This is a genomic window from Vibrio sp. 10N.286.52.F8, assembly GCF_041468745.1.
Taxonomy (GTDB): Bacteria; Pseudomonadota; Gammaproteobacteria; order Enterobacterales; family Vibrionaceae; genus Vibrio; species Vibrio crassostreae_C.
Map to the genome: position 1 here is coordinate 407,691 of NZ_JBFRJF010000010.1, position 20,603 is coordinate 428,293.

The window sequence follows — 20,603 nt, forward strand, 5'->3', positions numbered from 1 at the left end:
GTGTGCGTTATTTTCCCATATCCAGACCTCGATGTAATTAAAGAACATGACCAGATATGGCTTAAGAGCCCGTGTAATTACCTTAACTCTAGCTCCAACCCTGATTATTGGGTTGCTATTGAGTGCATTTTTCTCATTTAACCGCTATCAAGACCTTGAAGGTCAAGTGGTTAACACTGGTACTAGCATCATTGAGCCACTTGCGATTACGAGTGAATCAGGCATGAAGCTCGAAAGTCGAGAGTCTGTTCGTCAGCTTATTAGCTATGCTCATCGAAAGAATTCTAAGCTAGTGCGCAGTATCGCGGTGTTTGATGAGCGTCATGAGTTGTTTGTAACCTCAAATTTCCACCCCGATTTTGAAAGCCTGACCTACCCCAAAGATAAACCGATCCCGCATTTAAGCTCATCGAACCTTCTCGATAATACGCTGATTCTGCGGACACCTATCATCGCCGAAGGCCAGTACATCAATTCAGCCAACGGTCAGTCTCAAGCTAATCAAGCGATCGGCTACATTGCGATTGAATTAGATCTTTCATCACTTCGATTGCAGCAATATCAAGAAGTGTTCTCTGCATTCTTAGTGTTGATTCTCGGGCTTGGTTTATCGGGCGTGTTTGCGTTCCGCTTAATGCACGATGTCACTCAACCGATCACACACATGAAAAACATGGTCGACCGAATTCGTCGAGGTCACCTAGATGTGCGTATCGAAGGTAAGATGCATGGTGAGCTAGACTCGCTGAAAAACGGTATCAATGCGATGGCGGTATCGCTATCAGAGTATCACGTCGAGATGCAGCACAGTATCGACCAGGCCACATCAGATTTGCGTGAAACTCTTGAACAGCTAGAGATTCAAAACGTTGAGTTAGACATCGCGAAGAAACGCGCTCAAGAAGCGGCTCGTGTTAAGTCTGAGTTCTTAGCGAATATGTCTCACGAATTGAGAACGCCGCTGAACGGTGTGATTGGCTTTACTCGTCAAATGCTCAAGACTCACCTATCGAACAGTCAAACCGATTACCTACAAACCATTGAACGCTCGGCAAACAACCTGCTTAGCATCATCAACGATATCTTGGACTTCTCGAAACTTGAAGCCGGTAAATTAGCCCTAGAGAACATCCCATTTGAATTCCAAGCCAGCCTTGAAGAGGTAGTAAACCTTCAAGCAACCAACGCTCATGAGAAAGGCCTAGAACTGACACTGAAGATCGACCCTAAAGTACCGCCAGGTGTGGTGGGCGATCCACTGCGTATTCAGCAGATCCTAACCAACCTTGTTGGTAACTCAATCAAGTTTACCGAACGCGGCAACATTGATATCAGCGTTGAGCTTCGCTCACAAAGTGAAGACAACATCGAGCTGCAATTCATGGTTCGCGATACGGGTATTGGTATTTCTGAGCGTCAACAAGCTCAGCTTTTCCAAGCTTTCAGCCAAGCCGATGCAAGTATCTCTCGTCGTTACGGCGGTACAGGCTTAGGTCTGGTTATCACCCAAAAACTGGTCAGCCAAATGGGCGGAGAGATCAGCCTAACCAGTCGTCTTCACCAAGGCTCTACCTTCTGGTTCACCTTGAGACTATCAACGACTGATATGCCGATGACAGAGCTGATTGAGACGCAGTGTCTGCAAGACAAACAACTGCTGCTTATCGAGCCAAACATGCAAGCGGCATCGATTACTCAGCAAATCCTAACCCAAGAAGGCTTAGTGGTAACGTATCGTTCGGTGATGCCAGATGAGACGACCTCGTATGACTACGTTCTGCTTAACCTAGCCGCCAACCAAGAGTATCAATTTGATACTGTGAGTGGTTGGGCGATCGGTGCGAAGAAGATTGCTCAAAACGTGATTATTGGTACACCAAGTACCGAGCTAGCGTTGGGTGAGCAACTAATGAAAGAGGTCGATGTTCAGTGCATCACCAAGCCTCTTTCTCGTAAGAAGTTGCTGCAAACTCTGGTATCGAATCAGGCACCTACCTTGATTGCACCAGCGATTGAAACGCATTCTGAAGAGAAGTTACCGCTTACTGTGATGGCAGTAGACGACAACCCAGCCAACCTTAAGTTGATTACCGCGCTGCTTAAAGAGCGTGTAGAAACCGTCATCAGTTGTACCAGTGGTCAGCAGGCGATAGACAAAGCGACAGAGACGCCATTTGATATCATCTTCATGGATATTCAAATGCCACAGATGGACGGTGTGACCGCTTGCCAGAACATCAAAAAACTGGCGAACAATGCGAACACACCTGTGATAGCCGTAACCGCGCATGCAATGATTGGCGAACGAGATCGACTACTTGAAGCGGGCATGGATGACTACCTAACCAAACCTATTGAAGAGCATGTTTTACAGCAGGTTCTGATTCATTGGAGCTCGACCTCTGAGGTTGAGCTCATCGAAAAAATAGATCCAGACCACCCAGCGGTCTCTGCTGAAGTCGACAACGGTCCGGTGTCAGAAACTGAAGCCAGCGTGCACACAAACATCATCATTGATTGGCAAGCTGCGATGAAACAAGCCGCCAATAAAGAAGACCTCGCACGCGATATGCTGCAAATGCTCGTCGACTTTATTCCAGAGGTGTATGAGGCAGCAGACAAAGCGATAGAAGACAGTGACTATCCAGTTGAAGAGCTGATACACATCATTCACAAGATGCATGGCAGCAGCTCGTACAGCGGCGTACCAAGGCTAAAATCGGTATGTGCGACAATAGAGAAAGAGCTGCGTTCAGGTACTTCTGTTGAAGACATTGAACCTGAGCTTTTCGAGCTTCAGGATGAATTAGATAAGGTTCAAGCAACCGCGATTCACTACTTGAAACAGGCGAAGGCCTAGCGGGTACTTGTTACTCACTAGTATTCTTTAGAGGGTTTACCCGCCAATAAAAAAGCAGAGCTCATGAGCTCTGCTTTTTTCTGTCTAGAGCCAAGAGCACTAGATATAAAGTCGCGATAATCTGTTTACGATTCGAGTAACACCGTTGCCACAGCGTAGTGACGCTCATCCGAGATAGTCAGATGAATCGATGTTGTGCCATTCGCCTCTGCGATTTCACGCGCTTTCTTGTGTAAGCTCAATACTGGCTTACCATGCTCATCGTTTGAAATCTCAAAGTCGTGGAAGGTAACACCCAGCGCAATCCCCGTACCTAACGCCTTAGATGCAGCTTCTTTAGCAGCAAAACGTTTTGCAAGGTAACGGCCTTTTTGCTTCAACTGTTGGAATACTTCAAACTCAGAATCCGTCAAAATACGCTGAGCAAAAGCGTCGCCACTTCGCGACAGCGCCTTCTCGACACGTTCGATTTCTGCGATATCTGTACCTAATCCAACAACTGCCATGTTTCCTCTACTACTTAACTTCTGTCTAATGATTAACTGTACATCGCTTAGTGCCGACGACTTGCCGAACTAAGCGTTGTTACGTGCTGTTTCCATGATTGCTTTCATGTCTGCAACGGCTTTGTTTAAGCCATCAAACACTGCACGTCCCATGATCGAGTGACCGATGTTCAGCTCGTAGATCTCTGGAAGTGCCGCAATCGGTGCTACGTTGTGGTAAGTCAGACCATGACCCGCATTGACTGTGATACCTAAGTCATCTGCATAGCTTGCGCCTGCTGCGATCTTCTTAAGCTCGTCTTGTTGATCTTCTTCTGTCTTAGCATCAGCATAGTGACCCGTGTGCAGTTCAATGAACGGTGCGCCACACGCTTTTGCAGCATCGATTTGCTCACGGTCAGCATCGATAAACAGAGATACCTTGATACCTGCTGCAGACAGTTTTTGTGTCGCCGCTTTGATCTTCTCTAGTTGACCAACTACGTCCAAGCCACCTTCAGTGGTTAGCTCTTCACGTTTTTCAGGAACCAGACAAACAAACTCAGGATTAGTATCGAGTGCAATTTGAACCATCTCGTCCGTTACGGCCATCTCCAAGTTCATGCGAGTTTGAAGTGTTTCAGCCAGAATACGCACATCGCGATCAACGATGTGACGACGGTCTTCACGCAGGTGAATAGTAATGCCATCTGCACCAGCACGTTCAGCGATTTCAGCTGCGTGTACTGGATCTGGGTATTTAGTACCACGTGCATTACGTAGTGTTGCAATATGGTCGATATTAACGCCTAAAAGGATTGAGCTCATTTTCCAATACTCCGTGCTCTGGAGAGGGCTATTGTTGGCATAAATAGCTCTCTACTTTTTAATGGTTTGCCGCCAAGATACGGCTTTAAGGCTATGCGTGTAAAGCGTTTTGCCGCTTTTAACTGCTCTTTAGTGATAAACCTACGTTCGCTGATTGCAATAAGTTCATCGCCCATAAAAGTCAGGTTATCTCGACGTACTGAAGCGATGAAACCTTTCTGCTCTCGATAGCGATAAGTCATGCTCGGATCAATCGCTTCGCCAGTGCCCGCGCAGTGTAAAAAGTCGACGCCGTAACCCATAGCAGATAATAGAGCCAGCTCAAAGCGACGCAGTGCTGGCTCAGGATTATCATTATGCGCCAGCTCTGTTAAAGCATGAAGATAGTCGTGAAAAAGTGCAGGCATCGGTACTTCCGCCATCAATACCCGACCGATAAGCTCGTTCACGTACATGCCTGAATACAGATTAATACCGGCGAGAGGGAGCCCCAAGCTGATGGGTTCAGCTTGGCGTAAGGTTTTCATCGAACCATTACCAGACCACTTAAGCAATAGCGGCGTAAAAGGTTGTAATGCACCTTTCAAATTGGAACGCTTGCTGCGAGCGCCTTTAGACATCAACGTCACCCGACCGAACTCTTCGCTGAAGACGTCCAAGATCAGGCTCGACTCACTGTATGGTCGACGGTGCAACACAAAGCATCGCTGTAACCCTTCGCTCAATCACTTACCCTTATTACAGATACAAAAAGAGAGAGTTCGCACTCTCTCTTGGATTTATCTTCAGTTCAACTTTCTTAATCTCAGAAAGTGACGTTCAATATATTATAGATCGTCGATGTAGCCTAACGAGCGAAGTGCACGCTCATCATCAGCCCAGCCAGATTTAACCTTGACCCAAGTCTCTAGGTAAACCTTACGGCCGAATAGCTCTTCCATATCGATACGCGCTTCACGACCAATCGTTTTGATCTTCTCGCCCGCTTTACCAATCACCATTTTCTTCTGGCCTGTACGCTCAACAAGAATCAGTGCATTGATGTGGAAGCCATCGTTATCTGGGTTGTAATCGAAACGTTCGATTTCAACCGTTACCGAGTAAGGTAGCTCGTCACCCGTAAAGCGCATCAGCTTTTCACGGATAATTTCAGAGGCCATAAAACGTTGCGAGCGATCAGTCACGTATTCTTCAGGGAAGTGGTGTGTCGCTTTAGGTAAATGTTCACGTACGTGCTTACGCAGTACATCAATATTTTTACCTTGCTTCGCTGAGATTGGCACTACATCAATGAAGTCCATCTTCTTAGAGACTTCCATCATGTGCTGCATCACGTTAGTACGGTCTTGAACGTTATCTACTTTGTTGATGCAAAGTACAACTGGGAAGTCAGTCTTCTTCAGTTTGTTCAGAACCATCTCATCGTCGTCAGTCCAGTGAGTACCATCGACAAGGAAGAATACTAGGTTTACATCACTCAATGAGCTGTTCGCCGCACGGTTCATCAAGCGGTTGATGGCACGCTTTTCTTCAATATGAAGTCCAGGAGTATCAACAAAGATCGCTTGGTAATCACCCTCAGTTTCAACGCCCATAATACGGTGACGTGTCGTCTGTGGTTTACGTGATGTAATAGAAATCTTCTGACCCAGAATATGGTTCAGAAGCGTCGACTTACCTACATTTGGGCGACCGACAATAGCGATGAAGCCACAGTGTTGGTTTTCCGGTAGGCCTGTTTTTTTGCTATCAGATGAAAAGAATGCATCGATATCGAAATCTTGGTTGTTATCAGACATTGCTTAGTTGCTCTAATGCTGTTTCAGCAGCCGCTTGTTCTGCCTTGCGGCGGCTAGTGCCTTTACCGATAACAGGTTTATCCACACCTGCCACTTCACACTCAACCGTAAACTCTTGGTTGTGTGCTTCACCTTTAATATTAGTCACTGTGTAGACAGGTAGAGGATTTCTTCGACCTTGCAAAAACTCTTGTAGGCGAGTTTTCGGATCTTTTTGAGATACTCCAGGCTGAATAGCATCTAGGCGAGATTGGTACCAGCTTAAAATAATGCCGCGAACCGTCTCGGTATCACTATCTAAATAGACAGCGCCGATGATCGCTTCAACCGCATCCGCTAGAATAGAATCACGACGGAAACCGCCACTCTTCAACTCACCTGGACCTAATTTTAAGTAATCTCCTAGTTCGAATTCACGACCTAGTTCTGCCAATGTATGACCACGTACTAATGTTGCGCGCATGCGGCTCATATCACCTTCGTTTACCTTAGGAAAACGGTGGTAAAGATCATCAGCGATAACAAAACTTAAAATTGAATCGCCCAGAAACTCAAGACGTTCGTTATGTTTACCTGCGGCGCTGCGGTGAGTCAGCGCCAAGTGGATAAGATCGGCATCATTAAACTGATAGCCAATCTTTCTCTCTAGTTTATCAATTGGAGAATTCATGCTCTCTCGATGTGTTATGTGATCGATTAATGAATCCCACCGATGCGATTAAAACGCACACCAGTAGGAATCCATGTTGGAAGTACACTGTCTGAACCGCGTTCGAATTCGAAGCTGATCCAAATAGCAACGGCCTTACCAACAAGGTTTGCTTCAGGGACAAAGCCCCAGTAACGGCTATCGGCACTGTTGTCACGGTTATCACCCATCACAAAGTACTGGCCTTCTGGAACGACCCATTCGTTAACACCATTGCGAGGCTGATATGCTTGCACACGATCGCGGCGCAATGGGTTAACTAAAATCTGGTGCTCTACGTCTCCAAGCTGTTCGTTCAGCTGAATCAGAGGCACACCATCTTGAATAAATTGGCTCTCTTTAACATTACTTAGTTTCACTGGTTCACAGCTACTTGTACCCTTCGCCTGAATGCAGATCTCTTTACGACTGCTGTAGCGAATAGTGTCACCAGGCATACCAACAACACGCTTAATGTAGTCGATGTTTGGCTGAGGTGGGTACTTAAATACGATTGAGTCACCGCGTTCTGGCTTGCCTGTTTCTACCAATTGAGTGCGCCATACAGGGTCTTTTAGACCGTACGCGTACTTCTCTACCAAGATGAAATCACCAACCAAAAGGGTTGGCATCATCGAGCCAGAAGGGATTTGAAACGGTTCATAGATGAATGAACGCAAGATCAAAACAAATGCAATTACCGGGAAAATGGACACACTGTTCTCAACCCACCAAGGCTGAGCCGTAACTTTTGCGCTGGTTTCAGCGTCTAGGCCATTCGATTGTGCTTCAACGTCAGCAAGTTTTTGCTGGCGCTTCTTCGCCCACACAAACTTTTCCAACGCCCATACAATGCCGGTCACTAGAGTTACGATCACTAAGATAAGCGAAAATGTATTAGCCATTGATATCCCTTAAATTTCATTTCTTTAAAAATAACGAAAGTGAAAGAGTAGCGAGCTACTCTTTCACTTTCAATTATTCGTTTAATGCTGGATAAAGTTAATCTTTGCCAACATGAAGGATTGCAAGGAAAGCTTCTTGAGGCAGTTCAACGTTACCGATCTGCTTCATACGCTTCTTACCTTCTTTTTGTTTCTTAAGAAGTTTCTTCTTACGACTGATATCACCACCGTAACATTTTGCGATTACGTTCTTACGCAGTTGTTTCACTGTAGAACGAGCAATGATGTGGTTACCAATCGCTGCTTGAATCGCGATATCGAACATCTGACGAGGGATGAATTCTTTCATCTTCTCTACCAGTAGACGACCACGAGACTGAGCAATATCTTTGTGCGTAATGATAGCTAGTGCATCAACTGTTTCGCCATTCAGCAGTACGTCTACACGTACCATGTTTGATGGCTCGTAACGTTGGAAGTTGTAATCCAATGATGCATAGCCGCGAGACGTTGACTTCAGACGGTCGAAGAAGTCTAGAACTACTTCTGCCATAGGAAGATCGTACGTCACAGCAACTTGGTTACCGTGGTAGACCATGTCTACTTGTACGCCACGCTTCTCAACACACAGTGTGATTACGTTACCTAGGTAATCCGAAGGTACCAGAATATTACAGCGTGCAATTGGCTCACGAATTTCTTCTAGGTCATTAACCGCTGGCAGTTTAGCCGGGCTATCAACGTAAAGAACCGTTTTATCTGTTTTTACAACTTCATACACTACTGTTGGAGCAGTTGTGATTAGGTCTAGGTCGTATTCACGCTCTAGACGCTCTTGGATGATCTCCATGTGAAGCATTCCTAAGAAGCCACAACGGAAACCAAAACCAAGTGCTGCTGAACTTTCTGGTTCAAAGAACAGTGATGCATCGTTCAGGCTTAATTTGCCTAACGCGTCACGGAAGTTTTCGTAGTCATCAGATGATACAGGGAATAGACCAGCGTATACCTGAGGCTTCACTTTTTGGAAACCAGGTAGACGTTCAGTGCTGCCGCCTTTTGCAAGCGTCAACGTATCACCAACCGGTGCACCTAGGATGTCTTTAATACCACAAACAACCCAACCTACTTCGCCAGTATTTAGCTCTGTAGTATCGATTTGCTTAGGCGTGAAGATACCTAGACGGTCAACACCCCATACTTGGTCTGTCGACATTACTTTGATCTTATCGTTCTTCTTCAGCTTACCGTTTTTGATACGAACCAAAGAAACTACGCCAAGGTAGTTATCGAACCAAGAGTCAATGATCAACGCTTGTAGAGGCGCTTCAGGATCACCTTCCGGTGGCGGGATTGCCGTCACGATGTTTTCTAGAACATCATCAACACCCAAACCTGTTTTCGCAGAACAGCGAGTCGCTTCCATCGCATCGATGCCAACGATCTCTTCGATTTCTTCAGCAACACGTTCTGGTTCAGCAGCTGGTAGGTCAATCTTGTTCAAGATTGGCACTACTTCCAGTTCCATTTCGATTGCTGTGTAACAGTTTGCTAGAGTTTGTGCTTCAACACCTTGGCCAGCATCCACTACAAGTAGTGCGCCTTCACAAGCCGCTAGAGAACGAGATACTTCGTAAGAGAAGTCTACGTGTCCAGGAGTGTCGATAAAGTTAAGTTGGTAAGTTTCACCATCTTTAGCTTTGTAATCTAAAGTCACACTCTGCGCTTTAATTGTAATACCACGCTCGCGTTCTATATCCATAGAATCGAGGACTTGAGCTGCCATCTCACGTTCACTTAATCCTCCACAAACTTGGATTAAGCGGTCAGAAAGGGTCGACTTACCGTGGTCGATGTGGGCGATAATCGAAAAATTACGAATGTGCTTCATAGGCTTGGTGTGACTAAACTCTTTGAATAGGGATAATAAGAAAGCCGCGACGCGTCCAATCTACAGTCAGCATTGGTGGCGGCATTTCAATCAAGTTGGCAGATTCTACCCAATTTAAGGGCAAGAAGCATCATAAATTAGACGAGAGACTCACCTAGGATTCGAATCAAGACGACTTCTTGCTTGGATTTGTCTTCCATGGGTTTGGCTAACCGCTTCGCTAAGGCAATCCCACCAGCAGTAAACAGTGCTGCACTTAAGATAACAATGCCCTCGCCCCCCTGGAGTAAGGGTTGTAACAAGAGTTGCCCAAAACCAGCACCAATCATCAACATGAAAAGTGGGATGAGATAAACAATCGCCGCCGACTGAAGTAGGCTTTTTTCTGGAAAGCCAATTTCTACGATTTGTCCAGCTTTGACTAAGCTTTTGGTTTTAAGCTGCCAAAACAAAGATTTATTGCCAACAGCCTTGGTCACAATACCCGTACCGCAGTTTTTTTGAGAAGAACAGCTGCTACAACTGGTTTGTTGTTCGCAGCTCAATTGAACAAAGTATTGCTTACCTTTTTGTTCAACCGAGCTAACGGTCGCCAGCGCGGTCATCATTGCGCTTGTACCGATTTATTAAATGTAACTGACTGAGCAATACGTTTTGCAGTTGCCGGCGGAATGTCACCAACCACAGAGATCTCTTTATCGCCAATCACTAAGCTGTGCAAGGTTCTACGCCCTTGACGCACCAGCTGCCCTTTCAATGAATGCTCATCTTTTTCCGCGATATAAACCGAAAAGTTAAACAGTCCATCACTGAAAAGCTGACTTTCAACCATTTTATCGGTCGCAGCCATTTGATAGCGGCTAAGCTCTTTTGATTTAAACCCTTCAGGAATCCACGACGCTTGCCAGTTAGTTTCATTCACTAAGCCTTCCGGTAATGATAAAACTTTCGGCAATTGAGCTTGGCTCAAGCCACCCATAGCCTCAGCAATCTTATCGTTCACCACGTAAGAGATAGTGCGGTACTGTTCAAGCACTTCGCCATCACGATCCAAAAGGTCGGCACGCAAAGGAAGATTCGTTTTTTCGTCTACCCAAACCACGTAAGAGTAGCGAAGGCCATCTTTCGGCACGACACGCAGCACTTGAGTGGTGCTACCTGCTTCACGAGAGCGACCAACTTTCACAAAGTCGTAGTACTGATTCAGAGATTCGATATCTCGATTAATCATCGGAATAACAGGCGCAACCATGCTGCCTGACTGAATCGTAAATGGCTCTGTACCCGGCTCGATGTAGCTAACTTCGTTGCCACGTCGAATGACTTCACGAACAGGGCCGCTTAGATAAACAAGGTGTGCAAGTTGTTGGTCGTCGTTAACCGCATGGCGATAAACAAGAGGCTCAATACTGCTCTTCTTTATCAAAATGTAGGAGAGTTCGTAATTTAGATGCTGACTGGCCTCGTTCATTTGATGCAACAAGGCCTTTGCAGTGGTTTCCTCTGCAAAGGCTGTTGGAGACATCAAGCTGAACAGTGTCAGTGCACTGACCAGGATTTTCTTCATTCAATGTCCGATTCTAGATGTGCATCTTGCATTGGCGATGCATCACTGTTTAATCTTAGCTGCAGCTCATAATCTTCTAACAATGCATGAACGCGTTTGCGCTGCTCTTGCAAGTTAGCTTCAGATGCTGGTTTCTCAACAGAGTCACGCGTTAAACTTACTGGTTCCGCAGAACCGGCAAATGGAATCGTCTGGAGTACAGGCAACTGCTCTGGTGCTGCAGGGTCGCTACCACCATATTGTTGAACACCTAATACAACAGCTAATGAAACACACGCTGCCACGGCAACTTGTCCAAACTGTTGTAACCACGCCGGAAGCTGACGCTTCGCTTGCTGAGGTTTAGGTTGCTCTTCAATTGGAGCAACAGTAGGTTCAACATTCACTTGGTGCAGGTTCGACATTGAACCATATGCAGGCTCGTTCTCAAGCGCTGCCGCTACACTATTAGCAATGTTCCACTCTGGAGTTTCTGGCGAATCCCCACGCATAACATCACCAATTAAATGGTAACTCTGCCAAGTATCCATGCTTTCTTGATCAGATTCGAGATCTACAATGAGAGCTTTATCGATCGTTTCACCATCCATGAGTGCCGAAAGCTTTTCTTTATCAGCCATTATTTTCACCATAATTATTACAAGTTCTAGCGTTGCAAAAGAGGTTTGATTTTCTTTTCCACCGCTTCACGAGCTCGGAAAATACGCGAACGTACGGTTCCTACAGGGCAATCCATTACTTCTGCAATCTCTTCGTAGCTCAAACCTTCGAGCTCTCGCAACGTCATTGCAGTTTTTAAGTCTTCTGGTAGCGCTTCAATCGCTCCAAAAACAACTTGTTTCAATTCTTTAGACAGCGTTAAGTTCTCAGGGTTCGATATTTCTTTTAACGCGCTGCCTGTTTCGTAATATTCTGCATCTTCTGCATCTACATCGGTTGCTGGCGGCCTACGGCTTTGGGCAACGATATGATTTTTAGCGGTGTTCACGGCAATTCGGTATAACCATGTATAGAAGGCACTCTCGCCACGAAAGTTAGGTATCGCGCGGTAAGCTTTAATAAAAGCTTCTTGTGCTACATCAGGTACATCACCGGAATTATTCACGTATCGAGAGATAAGATTACAAACTTTGTTTTGATACTTAACCACTAGTAAGTTAAATGCCTGCTTATCTCCACTCTGAACTCGCTCAATCAACACTTGATCGGTTAGCTGCTCGTTCATTCGAGCGGGTACTCCTATTGTTATAACCCTCACCTTCACAGATATGGGTACTAATTATGCGAAATGTAGTATTGACACCACCGTCTACAAGAGCACTATTGTGACTAAGCCAAATACCGAAAGTTCCAACTTTCTTAAAATTATTTGCCATTATTGTTTCACAATGTGATGTAATAAAAATAGCTATCCCTATCAATTTGGGGAAACTTGAGCAAAAGCAATGGTATTGAGCAATTAAATATTTCTAGATAGCTGTCTATATATTGATTTTGCATAGCGTTTAAGGATGACTCTGGAGAGATTATAACAGTCTTAGCCAAACTCCTAAAACAAGACAAAGTCAATTGAGAGTGGACAACTCGACTATAGCCCGGGATTTAATAAGTTTTATGAACGCAAACCGTGAACATCAGTGTGATGTATTAGTGGTAGGAAGTGGTGCGGCAGGCTTGTCATTAGCCTTACGCGTAGCAGAACATGCAAAAGTAATTGTATTAAGCAAAGGACCACGCAGCGAAGGATCGACGTATTACGCACAAGGTGGTATCGCCGCGGTGTTCGATGAGTCGGACAGTATTGAGTCTCATGTAGAGGATACTCAAATCGCTGGGGCTGGGTTATGCGAAGAAGATACAGTTCAATTCATTGCTGAAAATGCGAAAGAGTGTGTGCAATGGCTGATTGATGGTGGTGTTCCATTTGATAAAGATGAGAACAGCACAGAAGGCCAACCAAAATATCACCTCACTCGTGAGGGTGGCCACAGTCACCGCAGAATTCTGCACGCTGCCGATGCAACTGGCATGGCGATGCAAACCTCACTACAAGATAACGTCAACAACCACCCAAATATCGAGATCTTCGAGCGCCACAATGCGCTGGATTTGATCACGGAAGATAAGATTGGTGGTTCAAAAGACAAGGTGATCGGTGCCTACATTTGGAACCGTAACCAAGAACATGTTGAAACCGTGCGCGCTAAGTTTGTTGTATTAGCAACAGGCGGCGCTTCAAAGGTTTACCAATACACCTCTAACCCAGATGTTTCTTCAGGTGATGGTATTGCTATCGCTTGGCGTGCGGGTTGTCGTGTGGCAAACCTTGAGTTCAACCAGTTCCACCCAACTTGTTTATTCCACCCAGAAGCGCGTAACTTCCTACTAACGGAAGCACTGCGTGGTGAAGGTGCTTACTTGCGTCGTCCAGATGGTTCTCGCTTTATGAAGGACTTCGATGAGCGCGGTGAACTGGCGCCACGTGATGTGGTTGCTCGTGCAATTGACTTCGAAATGAAGCGCTTGGGTGCCGACTGTATGTATGTTGATATCAGCCACAAGCCTGAAGAATTCATCACAGCGCACTTCCCGATGATCCATACTCGCTTGATGGACTTGGGCATCGATATGACCAAAGAGCCGATCCCTATCGTACCAGCCGCTCACTACACGTGTGGTGGTGTCATGGTTAATAAGCAGGGTCAAACCGACCTAACGAACTTGTATGCGATTGGCGAAGTGAGCTACACCGGCTTACACGGTGCAAACCGTATGGCTTCTAACTCACTGCTTGAGTGTGTGGTTTACGCATGGGCAGCAGCAAAAGATATCGTTGAGAACATCGACCAATCTCAACTGTGTGCAGAACTGCCAGCATGGGATGAAAGCCAAGTCACCAACAGTGATGAAGAAGTTATCATTCAACACAACTGGCACGAACTGCGCCTGTTCATGTGGGATTACATGGGCATTGTTCGAACGGATAAACGACTAGAGCGTGCATTACGCCGTATTCAGATGCTGCAACAAGAAACTCATGAGTACTACAGCTACTTCAAGGTTTCGAATAACTTATTAGAACTGCGTAATTTGCTACAAGTGGCAGAGCTAATGGTTCGTTGTGCAATGCAGCGCAAAGAGAGCCGCGGCCTACACTACACGTTGGATTACCCTGAACTTGCTGAAGACAGTGGCCCAACGATTCTGACGCCAGAGAAACGCCAATCATAATAATTGGTTAAACGTGCTTAGCGAATTAGCCGTCAGCGGAAATGATTAAACGAAAGGGAGCCGAGAGCTCCCTTTTCTTTTGTCTAACGCTTTCTTTTATCTAGCGTGTTCGTTGTAAGTTCGCCAGAAAATGACGATATTCGCGCTCGCAACAGCTGTCTCGCCAAAGCAGTACCGAGTGCCCACATTCAAACTGTAATTTAACGAAGAACTGCGCCCAGATCTTATCAACGGACTTGAGTCGGTAAGTTCGGTCATTGAGTCGAATATCACCATCCTCTTTATAATCAAAACGGCCATGGGCACTATTCAAAATCAGATGATTAGTTTGAAGCAGATGAATCAGCAGTGCCAAGCAATAAAGGCTGACAACAAGTGGAATAGAAGACAGGACGATGAAAAACAAAAGGCACCCGAAAACAGTGCCCTTTGCGAATAATGCGGAATATGAAGGGTTAAGCTGGAGCTTAACGAACCTTGCTGAGGTTGTGTGCGACAATTTTATCAACCATTGATGCATGGCCTAGGTTTTCACTGCGTCCGTGTCCCATCACCCAAGTAAACAAATCTGGGTCATCACACTCTAATAGAGAAACAAACTCGCGCTGTTCCTGCTCTTGCAATGAATCAAAACACTCTTCGAAAAATGGCATGATGACTACATCAAGTTCTAACATGCCGCGACGGCAACCCCATTTAATTCGTGCTTTCTGCTCTGCAGTGTACATTGGCTATCCTCACCTATAATTTTTCTTTCTCGGAGTGTAACAAGTCATACGCCCTGTAACTACTATGTGAGTCACAGTCCCTATCTAAGCTCACAAAAAAACCTAGGCTGACAAAGAAACAGAACCGGATTAACATAGAGCCAAATAAAATTCTTAGGAAAGATAAAATGGATTGGAAAAACACATTTCAGCCACTCGCTCATACGCAAAATGAATCGCTTCCAGAACTGATGATGACACACGTGTCAGACTGGAGCGCAATCACCATGATAGGCGATGACAAAAAGTCGTACCTACAGGGTCAAGTAACGTGCGATGTCGTCACTCTTCCTAATGATGAATCCACGTTAGGCGCGCACTGTGATGCAAAAGGAAAGGTATGGAGCATCTTCCGCCTGTTCCATCACAATGGCGGTTACGCACTCATGCAGCCTAAATCTGCGATTGAAGTAGAGCTGGTCGAAATCAAAAAATACGCCGTGTTCTCTAAGGTTGATATCGAGCAAACGACAGATGTTGTTATCGGTGTGATGGGCGCGTCTGCGGATCAATATATTGATTCAATTTCAGAAGGCCAAGGTAACGTGCGTGCTATCTCTGGTGGCACAGCGGTTAAAGTCTCAGACAATCGCTGGGCTCTACTTGTGACAGAAGAAGCCGCTGAAGCCTTGGTATCAAACAGCGCTGCGGAGAAAGTATCAGAAACACTTTGGCAATATCATGAAATTCTTGATGCTCAGCCTAACCTATCGAAAGCAGAGCAAAACGAGCACATCCCTCAAGCGCTTAACCTGCAAGCGATTGGCGGTATCAGCTTTTCAAAAGGCTGTTACACAGGTCAAGAAACGGTTGCTCGTGCTAAGTACCGTGGCATGAACAAGCGTGAGATGCGCATTGTGTCGGGCACAACTGCGGACGTGCTGTCGTTAGAAAACCCTATTGAACTGGAACGTAGTGTGGGTGAGAACTGGCGTGGCGCAGGCCGACTATTAAACGTCTATCAATTTGCTGATAACCGAGCGATTGGTTTGATGGTACTGCCAAACAACCTTGATGACGATGTTCAGCTGCGACTGACCGCGCAGCCTGATCAAACATGGAATATCCTGCCACTGCCGTACAGCCTTGACGACGAGTAACCACGTGGAAACGCAGATTACACAATGGCTGGATCAACAGCAGGTGAATTATCGCCTGCTGATGCAAAGCAAGCCAACCACCAGCATTGAAGAAACTGCACAAGAGCGAGGCATCGACGCCTCTCAAATGGTGAAGTGCATCCTGCTCAAGGATATGGGCAACCAGTATGCGTTAGCCTGTACTGCTGGCGATCGCTCTGTCGACCCCAAGAAAGTACGCTCGGTACTGAATTGCCGTCGAATGACCTGCGTGTCGCTCGCTGATGTTGAAGCGATCACCGGTTTTAAAGTGGGTTGTGTTGGTCCGCTCGCTCTCAAGAGACACATGCCGATCATTTTTGATCCTTCCATTCAAAACAACTCGACCGTAACCATTAGCTCCGGCGACCGAATGGCTGGCGTTGCGCTGGATCTCAATGATCTTATGGCGCTATGTGCACCGACCGTCGCGGACATCAGTCGATGATCGTTTAGATCATGCTTCGCAAACTTCATTTTAATATTTCATTGAGTACATTTTTAGTGTGAACCTCGTCATAAGAAGAACACACCATTAATAAATAGTTACTCAAAATAAAAGCATAAGTAGTCACAAAGTTAAATTTGCGTTATTGTAAATTTACTGACTAGCTATTAAGCAAATCAGTGCAAGTGAATCCACTGAGTAACATCAGTATCCACTTTTGTGTAATGCATCTGTGACTATTCGCCCGTTTTAGACGGGCTTTTTTTTGTCCGAAATTTACAATTTGATTACACAAACAAAAAAATCCCGCCTATTCTTATACTTGTAACATTATCACTGCTTAATACTGAACAGAAAAGTTCACGGCAGTTCACTACTCAGTATTATTTTGGGGAGGAGCTCACGTAAAAATAGATATTTACTGAAGAAAGTGCTTAGAACAGCACAAATATCTAATTAACGTCAACGCTACTGCATATAACTCCATGCTTATCACAATTATTATCTCGGAGTTTTTCTATAATATGCAGGCTAGGTAAATATAAGGATAATTAAGAATGAGACTGTTTAAGCGCTATACACCGAGTATGATTGCTAAACATGTAAGTCGACTTTTCAAAGGACGAATCTACATTTACGGCGTAGGAAAATTTGAGTTTGATAACGGTAAGCTAGTGCTACCAGACCGAGCAGAAAAACGTCACTTTCAAACAGTGAAAGAAATAAATAGTGAAATCATGAAACTGCGCTGCGCGTACGCATGACCTGATTATCTACAGAATTAAAAACAAAAAGGGTTGGCATTATGCCAACCCTTTTTTCGTACCAATTTTCGTACCAATTTTCGTATCAATGATGATTCGATAAACCACCAGAACACTATGTCATTATCGATGAGTCACTGGACGCTTAGCTAAGTCAGGAAGATTGCCAGACAAACCCAGTGCGCGCTTCATGATCTCATCTTTCGCACCCGGTAATTGGCCCGCTAGCTTCATACCAATACCACGAATCAGCTTCTTAGCTGGGTTATCGCCTTCAAACAGATCTTTGAAGCCCTGCATTGAAGCAATCATTTTCGCCGCCTCTGCTTTTCTCCAGCGCTCGTAGCCGCGAAGATTACGCTTGGTGCCAATATCCTCACCCGCAGACCATAGCTTTAACAGCTCTTGCGCTAAGCTTGCTGCGTCTAATAAGCCAAGGTTCACACCCTGCCCTGCTAATGGGTGAATGGTATGAGCAGCATCACCAACCAAAGCCACACGCTCTACCGCAAAGTCACGCGCATAACGCATGCGCAGTGGGAAGGCAAAACGGTCACCAACCACTTCGCACAATCCAAGCTTCGAGTCGAACTCTGCCGTTAGCTGCTTATTAAAATCAACATCCGACATGGATACCAGCTTCTCGGCACGATTTGGTTCCGTAGACCAAACAATCGAGCTCATGTTGCTTGGTTGCATTGGTAGGAATGCCAATGGGCCTTGAGGCGTGAAGATTTGACGAGCAACGCTGTGGTGCGGCTCTGTGGTTTTGATGTTCGCGACAATCGCACTGTGTCCGTAATCCCAATGTGTTAATGGGATATCTTGCTGCTTACGAACCCAAGAGTTTGCGCCGTCTGCTCCAACAACTAACTTAGCTGTCAGTGCTTGACCATTGTCCAATGTTAACCAAGCTTCACTTTCACCAATCGCCATCGTTTTACACGTTGCGGGCATATACAGGCTGACGTTGTCTTGTTTCTTAACCTGATCAAGCAGCGCTAATTGAATCACACGGTTTTCAACGATATGACCAAGATTAGGCTGAGCCAAGCGTGTCGAGTCAAACTCAATACGAGCGAAACTGTCTTGTTCCCACACTTCCATCGCTTGATACGGTGCAGCGCGTCTTTGTTCGATACCTTGCCATGCACCTAGGTTACGAAGAATCACTTCACTAGAACGACTCAACGCGGATACACGCACATCAGGCAGCTCACTCAGCCCTTCACTAGGCGCTCTGCCTTCAATGACAGCGATTCTTAGGTCACTGTCTTTTAGGGCAGCAGCAAGCGCTAGGCCAACCATGCCACCACCAACAATCGCGATATCAACACTTTGCATCATTATTTATTACCTTATCTTTCTACTAGGCCAAGCGTATGACGCAAAAGTGGACCTTTAAGTGGTGGAAGGTTATCTATTACGGCTAACCCAAGATTACGCCCAATGCGAGCGGTCATATAATCGTTTGAGAACAGGTGAACTAGGCTTGAAGTCAACGTGATCGTTGCGTCTCGGTCTTGTTCTCTACGCTTTCTAAAGTTAACAAGACCACGGTAACGACCTACATCATCTAACTGGGTACACAACTCTTCTGCCAAGGAAGCCACATCTCGGATGCCTAGGTTAAAGCCTTGCCCCGCAATTGGGTGAAGCGTTTGAGCAGCATTACCAACAATGGCAAATCGATGAGAGATATTTTGCTGTCGGTGACGAAGAATCAGAGGGTAACTCGCGCGCTTGCCGACCTTCTCTAATCGGCCAAGTCGCCAGCCAAAGTCATTCTGCAATTGCTCAAGAAATTCATTGTCGTTTAGCGTCATCACTTTTTGTGCTTGCTCTGGTGTTAAACACCAAACCAGCGATAAACGGTTGTCACTCATCGGTAATAGAGCAACTGGCCCATGATGGGTAAAACGCTCAAATGCGCGACCTTGGTGAGGTTCACTCGCCACAATATTGGCAATCACAGCGACTTGCTCAAAGTCATGCTCACTCAATGAGATATTGAGCTGTTGGCAACAGGTTGAGATTGCACCGTCAGCAGCAACCAGTAACTTAGTGGTTACTGTTTGCCCACTTGTCAGTTCAATCGTCGTCAACGCTTCTTCACGTTCAACTTTACTAACAGACTCAGGACAAAGCATGGTAATTGCCGCTTCTGATTCAAGTTTCTGCTGATAGATTCGACCCACATCTGCTAACTCGACCACGTAGCCAAGCGCATCTACAGCAAGCTCTTCACTGTAGATGTCTGTCATTCCGGCATGCCCGCGATCCGAAACATGGATATCTTTAATCGGGGTCGCGACCGGAGCGATAGATTGCCATAAGCGCAAAGAATCCAGGATCTGCACTGTGCCATAGGACAAAGCAATCGAACGAGAATCAAACCCAGGGTGAGCTTGATGATCAACCTGATAAGGCTCCACTACCGCAATCGACAGTGAACCTTGGCTTAGGTGATTCAAAGCAAGGGCTAAGGTTGCCCCTGCCATTGCGCCACCAGCAATTACAACATCATACTGAGCCATCATAACCTCAAACCGGCCAACGAATTAATGAATGGTAGGCGCCGCATCTTCAGATGGGCGAGCACCAAATTCAGCATGAATCGTTAGTGCACACGCTTTTACGTGCTCAATAACGTGCTCTAGAAGCTGCGCTTGCTCTTCCAGATCATCTTCTTCGTCAATGCCTAGCTTAGCCATCTCTTCTAGATCAGCTAATGCTTCTTTTGTACTGTCAGACGCTTTGTTCAATTGAGCGCCAACCAAGCCTAGACCAGAAATGAAATGGTTAATCCAATCAGACACACCATCAGCCAAGTCAAATAGGCTTGCGCTTGCGTCTTCGTCCGGCAGCAGCATAGACAGTTCCATGCCTGAGCCTGTGATTTCACTGGTTGTGACTTTCAGTGTTGCTTCCGCAAGCGTTAGCGCGCGATCTGGCCAGCCCATGCCTTCATTGGTGTAATCGAAGATCAGTGGTTGCCAGCTTTTATCTGCAAGGTTTAAGCCTCCGCTTAACATACCCGTTAATAAACCATGCATCTCAGCAGGGGTTACGGCTAGACTTGCCGATTGAAGTTCAGTCGCAACCGTTAGGTAGTCAGGTAAAGTAGTTTCGCTCATCAGATAGCTCGCTCAGTTATTCTTTATATCGATAGTATAATCGTACCACTTCACCCCAATTCTGGTAAGCATCGATCCCCAGCAATTGAAGGATGACTGACTACCAATTGTTCAA

General features: G+C 45.8%; 21 protein-coding genes. 5 read left to right on the forward strand and 16 right to left on the reverse strand.

The genetic code is table 11. The features are described 5' to 3' along the window. The first annotated feature begins 46 nt into the window (after positions 1–46). Complete coding sequence (gene barA / locus AB4133_RS05930; protein ID WP_017059038.1) at positions 47–2,860, forward strand: two-component sensor histidine kinase BarA; 2,814 nt, start codon at positions 47–49, stop codon at positions 2,858–2,860. A 125-nt stretch (positions 2,861–2,985) separates the two neighbouring features. On the opposite strand, the gene acpS is transcribed toward barA, so the two are convergent. The 11 genes from acpS to rpoE form a co-directional block, all read right to left on the reverse strand. Next, positions 2,986–3,366, reverse strand: coding sequence for a holo-ACP synthase (acpS, locus tag AB4133_RS05935; protein WP_017059039.1), 381 nt, complete (start codon positions 3,364–3,366; stop codon positions 2,986–2,988). A gap of 69 nt (positions 3,367–3,435) precedes the next feature. After that, positions 3,436–4,173 carry a pyridoxine 5'-phosphate synthase gene (pdxJ, locus tag AB4133_RS05940; protein WP_017059040.1) on the reverse strand — a complete coding sequence of 246 codons (738 nt, stop codon included), beginning with the start codon at positions 4,171–4,173 and terminating at the stop codon, positions 3,436–3,438. Continuing rightward, the gene (gene recO / locus AB4133_RS05945; protein WP_019826299.1) at positions 4,170–4,898 is read right to left on the reverse strand and encodes a DNA repair protein RecO; all 729 of its coding nucleotides are present in this window, start codon (positions 4,896–4,898) and stop codon (positions 4,170–4,172) included. Before recO ends, pdxJ begins: the two co-directional genes overlap by 4 nt. Positions 4,899–5,000: 102 nt before the next feature. After that, positions 5,001–5,972, reverse strand: a complete 972-nt coding sequence (era, locus tag AB4133_RS05950; RefSeq protein ID WP_017059042.1) for a GTPase Era — start codon at positions 5,970–5,972, stop codon at positions 5,001–5,003. Further along, positions 5,965–6,642: a ribonuclease III gene (rnc, locus tag AB4133_RS05955; RefSeq protein WP_017059043.1), complete on the reverse strand. Its 678-nt coding sequence runs from the start codon at positions 6,640–6,642 to the stop codon at positions 5,965–5,967. The genes era and rnc overlap by 8 nt, the downstream gene beginning before the upstream one ends. A 26-nt stretch (positions 6,643–6,668) precedes the next feature. Then, positions 6,669–7,565, reverse strand: coding sequence for a signal peptidase I (gene lepB, locus AB4133_RS05960; RefSeq protein ID WP_017059044.1), 897 nt, complete (start codon positions 7,563–7,565; stop codon positions 6,669–6,671). 97 nt (positions 7,566–7,662) lie between these two features. Next, on the reverse strand, positions 7,663–9,456 hold the full coding sequence (lepA, locus tag AB4133_RS05965) for a translation elongation factor 4 (RefSeq protein WP_017059045.1): 1,794 nt from the start codon (positions 9,454–9,456) through the stop codon (positions 7,663–7,665). A gap of 137 nt (positions 9,457–9,593) precedes the next feature. Then, positions 9,594–10,064, reverse strand: a complete 471-nt coding sequence (locus AB4133_RS05970) for a SoxR reducing system RseC family protein (protein WP_017059046.1) — start codon at positions 10,062–10,064, stop codon at positions 9,594–9,596. Further along, complete coding sequence (gene rseB, locus AB4133_RS05975) at positions 10,061–11,023, reverse strand: sigma-E factor regulatory protein RseB (protein WP_372224068.1); 963 nt, start codon at positions 11,021–11,023, stop codon at positions 10,061–10,063. Before rseB ends, AB4133_RS05970 begins: the two co-directional genes overlap by 4 nt. Further along, the gene (locus AB4133_RS05980) at positions 11,020–11,643 is read right to left on the reverse strand and encodes a sigma-E factor negative regulatory protein (RefSeq protein ID WP_171732419.1); all 624 of its coding nucleotides are present in this window, start codon (positions 11,641–11,643) and stop codon (positions 11,020–11,022) included. The genes rseB and AB4133_RS05980 overlap by 4 nt, the downstream gene beginning before the upstream one ends. Positions 11,644–11,669: 26 nt before the next feature. Then, entirely contained in the window at positions 11,670–12,248 is a 579-nt protein-coding gene (gene rpoE / locus AB4133_RS05985; protein ID WP_008223963.1) for an RNA polymerase sigma factor RpoE, read from the reverse strand. A 389-nt stretch (positions 12,249–12,637) separates the two neighbouring features. On the opposite strand from rpoE, the gene nadB reads away from it, so the two are divergent. Continuing rightward, a complete protein-coding gene (gene nadB / locus AB4133_RS05990) occupies positions 12,638–14,254 on the forward strand; it encodes an L-aspartate oxidase (protein WP_017059049.1) in 1,617 nt (538 codons plus the stop codon). Between the two features lie 100 nt (positions 14,255–14,354). Here nadB and AB4133_RS05995 read toward each other — a convergent pair whose 3' ends face one another. After that, positions 14,355–14,774, reverse strand: a complete 420-nt coding sequence (locus tag AB4133_RS05995) for a protein YgfX (protein WP_346763701.1) — start codon at positions 14,772–14,774, stop codon at positions 14,355–14,357. Next, on the reverse strand, positions 14,722–14,982 hold the full coding sequence (locus AB4133_RS06000) for a succinate dehydrogenase assembly factor 2 (protein ID WP_004735374.1): 261 nt from the start codon (positions 14,980–14,982) through the stop codon (positions 14,722–14,724). The genes AB4133_RS05995 and AB4133_RS06000 overlap by 53 nt, the downstream gene beginning before the upstream one ends. Before the next feature lie 167 nt (positions 14,983–15,149). On the opposite strand from AB4133_RS06000, the gene ygfZ reads away from it, so the two are divergent. The 3 genes from ygfZ (at position 15,150) to AB4133_RS06015 (ending at position 17,351) form a co-directional block, all read left to right on the forward strand. Next, positions 15,150–16,121, forward strand: coding sequence for a tRNA-modifying protein YgfZ (ygfZ, locus tag AB4133_RS06005; protein WP_017059051.1), 972 nt, complete (start codon positions 15,150–15,152; stop codon positions 16,119–16,121). A gap of 4 nt (positions 16,122–16,125) precedes the next feature. Further along, positions 16,126–16,587 carry an aminoacyl-tRNA deacylase gene (locus AB4133_RS06010; RefSeq protein ID WP_029235114.1) on the forward strand — a complete coding sequence of 154 codons (462 nt, stop codon included), beginning with the start codon at positions 16,126–16,128 and terminating at the stop codon, positions 16,585–16,587. A gap of 557 nt (positions 16,588–17,144) precedes the next feature. Continuing rightward, positions 17,145–17,351 (forward strand): DUF1107 domain-containing protein, encoded by a 207-nt coding sequence (locus AB4133_RS06015; RefSeq protein WP_009847660.1) that lies wholly within the window; start codon positions 17,145–17,147, stop codon positions 17,349–17,351. Between the two features lie 123 nt (positions 17,352–17,474). Here the strand turns inward: AB4133_RS06015 and AB4133_RS06020 are convergent, their stop codons facing one another. Genes AB4133_RS06020 through AB4133_RS06030 form a run of 3 tightly spaced genes read right to left on the reverse strand, consistent with a single transcriptional unit; the run spans position 17,475 to position 20,488 of the window. Beyond that, a complete protein-coding gene (locus tag AB4133_RS06020; RefSeq protein ID WP_102321427.1) occupies positions 17,475–18,698 on the reverse strand; it encodes an FAD-dependent 2-octaprenylphenol hydroxylase in 1,224 nt (407 codons plus the stop codon). An 11-nt stretch (positions 18,699–18,709) separates the two neighbouring features. Continuing rightward, positions 18,710–19,888, reverse strand: a complete 1,179-nt coding sequence (gene ubiH, locus AB4133_RS06025; RefSeq protein ID WP_017059054.1) for a 2-octaprenyl-6-methoxyphenyl hydroxylase — start codon at positions 19,886–19,888, stop codon at positions 18,710–18,712. A gap of 24 nt (positions 19,889–19,912) precedes the next feature. Then, the gene (locus AB4133_RS06030; protein ID WP_372224069.1) at positions 19,913–20,488 is read right to left on the reverse strand and encodes a YecA family protein; all 576 of its coding nucleotides are present in this window, start codon (positions 20,486–20,488) and stop codon (positions 19,913–19,915) included. Positions 20,489–20,603 lie beyond the last annotated feature (115 nt).

Excerpts from the sequence above, each read along its gene's own strand:
- barA (WP_017059038.1), top strand. The coding sequence starts at position 47 with ATGACCAGATATGGCTTAAGAGCCCGTGTAATTACCTTAACTCTAGCT.
- acpS (WP_017059039.1), bottom strand. The coding sequence starts at position 3,366 with ATGGCAGTTGTTGGATTAGGTACAGATATCGCAGAAATCGAACGTGTC.
- pdxJ (WP_017059040.1), bottom strand. The coding sequence starts at position 4,173 with ATGAGCTCAATCCTTTTAGGCGTTAATATCGACCATATTGCAACACTA.
- era (WP_017059042.1), bottom strand. The coding sequence starts at position 5,972 with ATGTCTGATAACAACCAAGATTTCGATATCGATGCATTCTTTTCATCT.
- rnc (WP_017059043.1), bottom strand. The coding sequence starts at position 6,642 with ATGAATTCTCCAATTGATAAACTAGAGAGAAAGATTGGCTATCAGTTT.
- lepB (WP_017059044.1), bottom strand. The coding sequence starts at position 7,565 with ATGGCTAATACATTTTCGCTTATCTTAGTGATCGTAACTCTAGTGACC.
- lepA (WP_017059045.1), bottom strand. The coding sequence starts at position 9,456 with ATGAAGCACATTCGTAATTTTTCGATTATCGCCCACATCGACCACGGT.
- AB4133_RS05970 (WP_017059046.1), bottom strand. The coding sequence starts at position 10,064 with ATGATGACCGCGCTGGCGACCGTTAGCTCGGTTGAACAAAAAGGTAAG.
- rseB (WP_372224068.1), bottom strand. The coding sequence starts at position 11,023 with ATGAAGAAAATCCTGGTCAGTGCACTGACACTGTTCAGCTTGATGTCT.
- AB4133_RS05980 (WP_171732419.1), bottom strand. The coding sequence starts at position 11,643 with ATGGCTGATAAAGAAAAGCTTTCGGCACTCATGGATGGTGAAACGATC.
- rpoE (WP_008223963.1), bottom strand. The coding sequence starts at position 12,248 with ATGAACGAGCAGCTAACCGATCAAGTGTTGATTGAGCGAGTTCAGAGT.
- nadB (WP_017059049.1), top strand. The coding sequence starts at position 12,638 with ATGAACGCAAACCGTGAACATCAGTGTGATGTATTAGTGGTAGGAAGT.
- AB4133_RS05995 (WP_346763701.1), bottom strand. The coding sequence starts at position 14,774 with ATGCATCAATGGTTGATAAAATTGTCGCACACAACCTCAGCAAGGTTC.
- AB4133_RS06000 (WP_004735374.1), bottom strand. The coding sequence starts at position 14,982 with ATGTACACTGCAGAGCAGAAAGCACGAATTAAATGGGGTTGCCGTCGC.
- ygfZ (WP_017059051.1), top strand. The coding sequence starts at position 15,150 with ATGGATTGGAAAAACACATTTCAGCCACTCGCTCATACGCAAAATGAA.
- AB4133_RS06015 (WP_009847660.1), top strand. The coding sequence starts at position 17,145 with ATGAGACTGTTTAAGCGCTATACACCGAGTATGATTGCTAAACATGTA.
- AB4133_RS06020 (WP_102321427.1), bottom strand. The coding sequence starts at position 18,698 with ATGATGCAAAGTGTTGATATCGCGATTGTTGGTGGTGGCATGGTTGGC.
- ubiH (WP_017059054.1), bottom strand. The coding sequence starts at position 19,888 with ATGGCTCAGTATGATGTTGTAATTGCTGGTGGCGCAATGGCAGGGGCA.
- AB4133_RS06030 (WP_372224069.1), bottom strand. The coding sequence starts at position 20,488 with ATGAGCGAAACTACTTTACCTGACTACCTAACGGTTGCGACTGAACTT.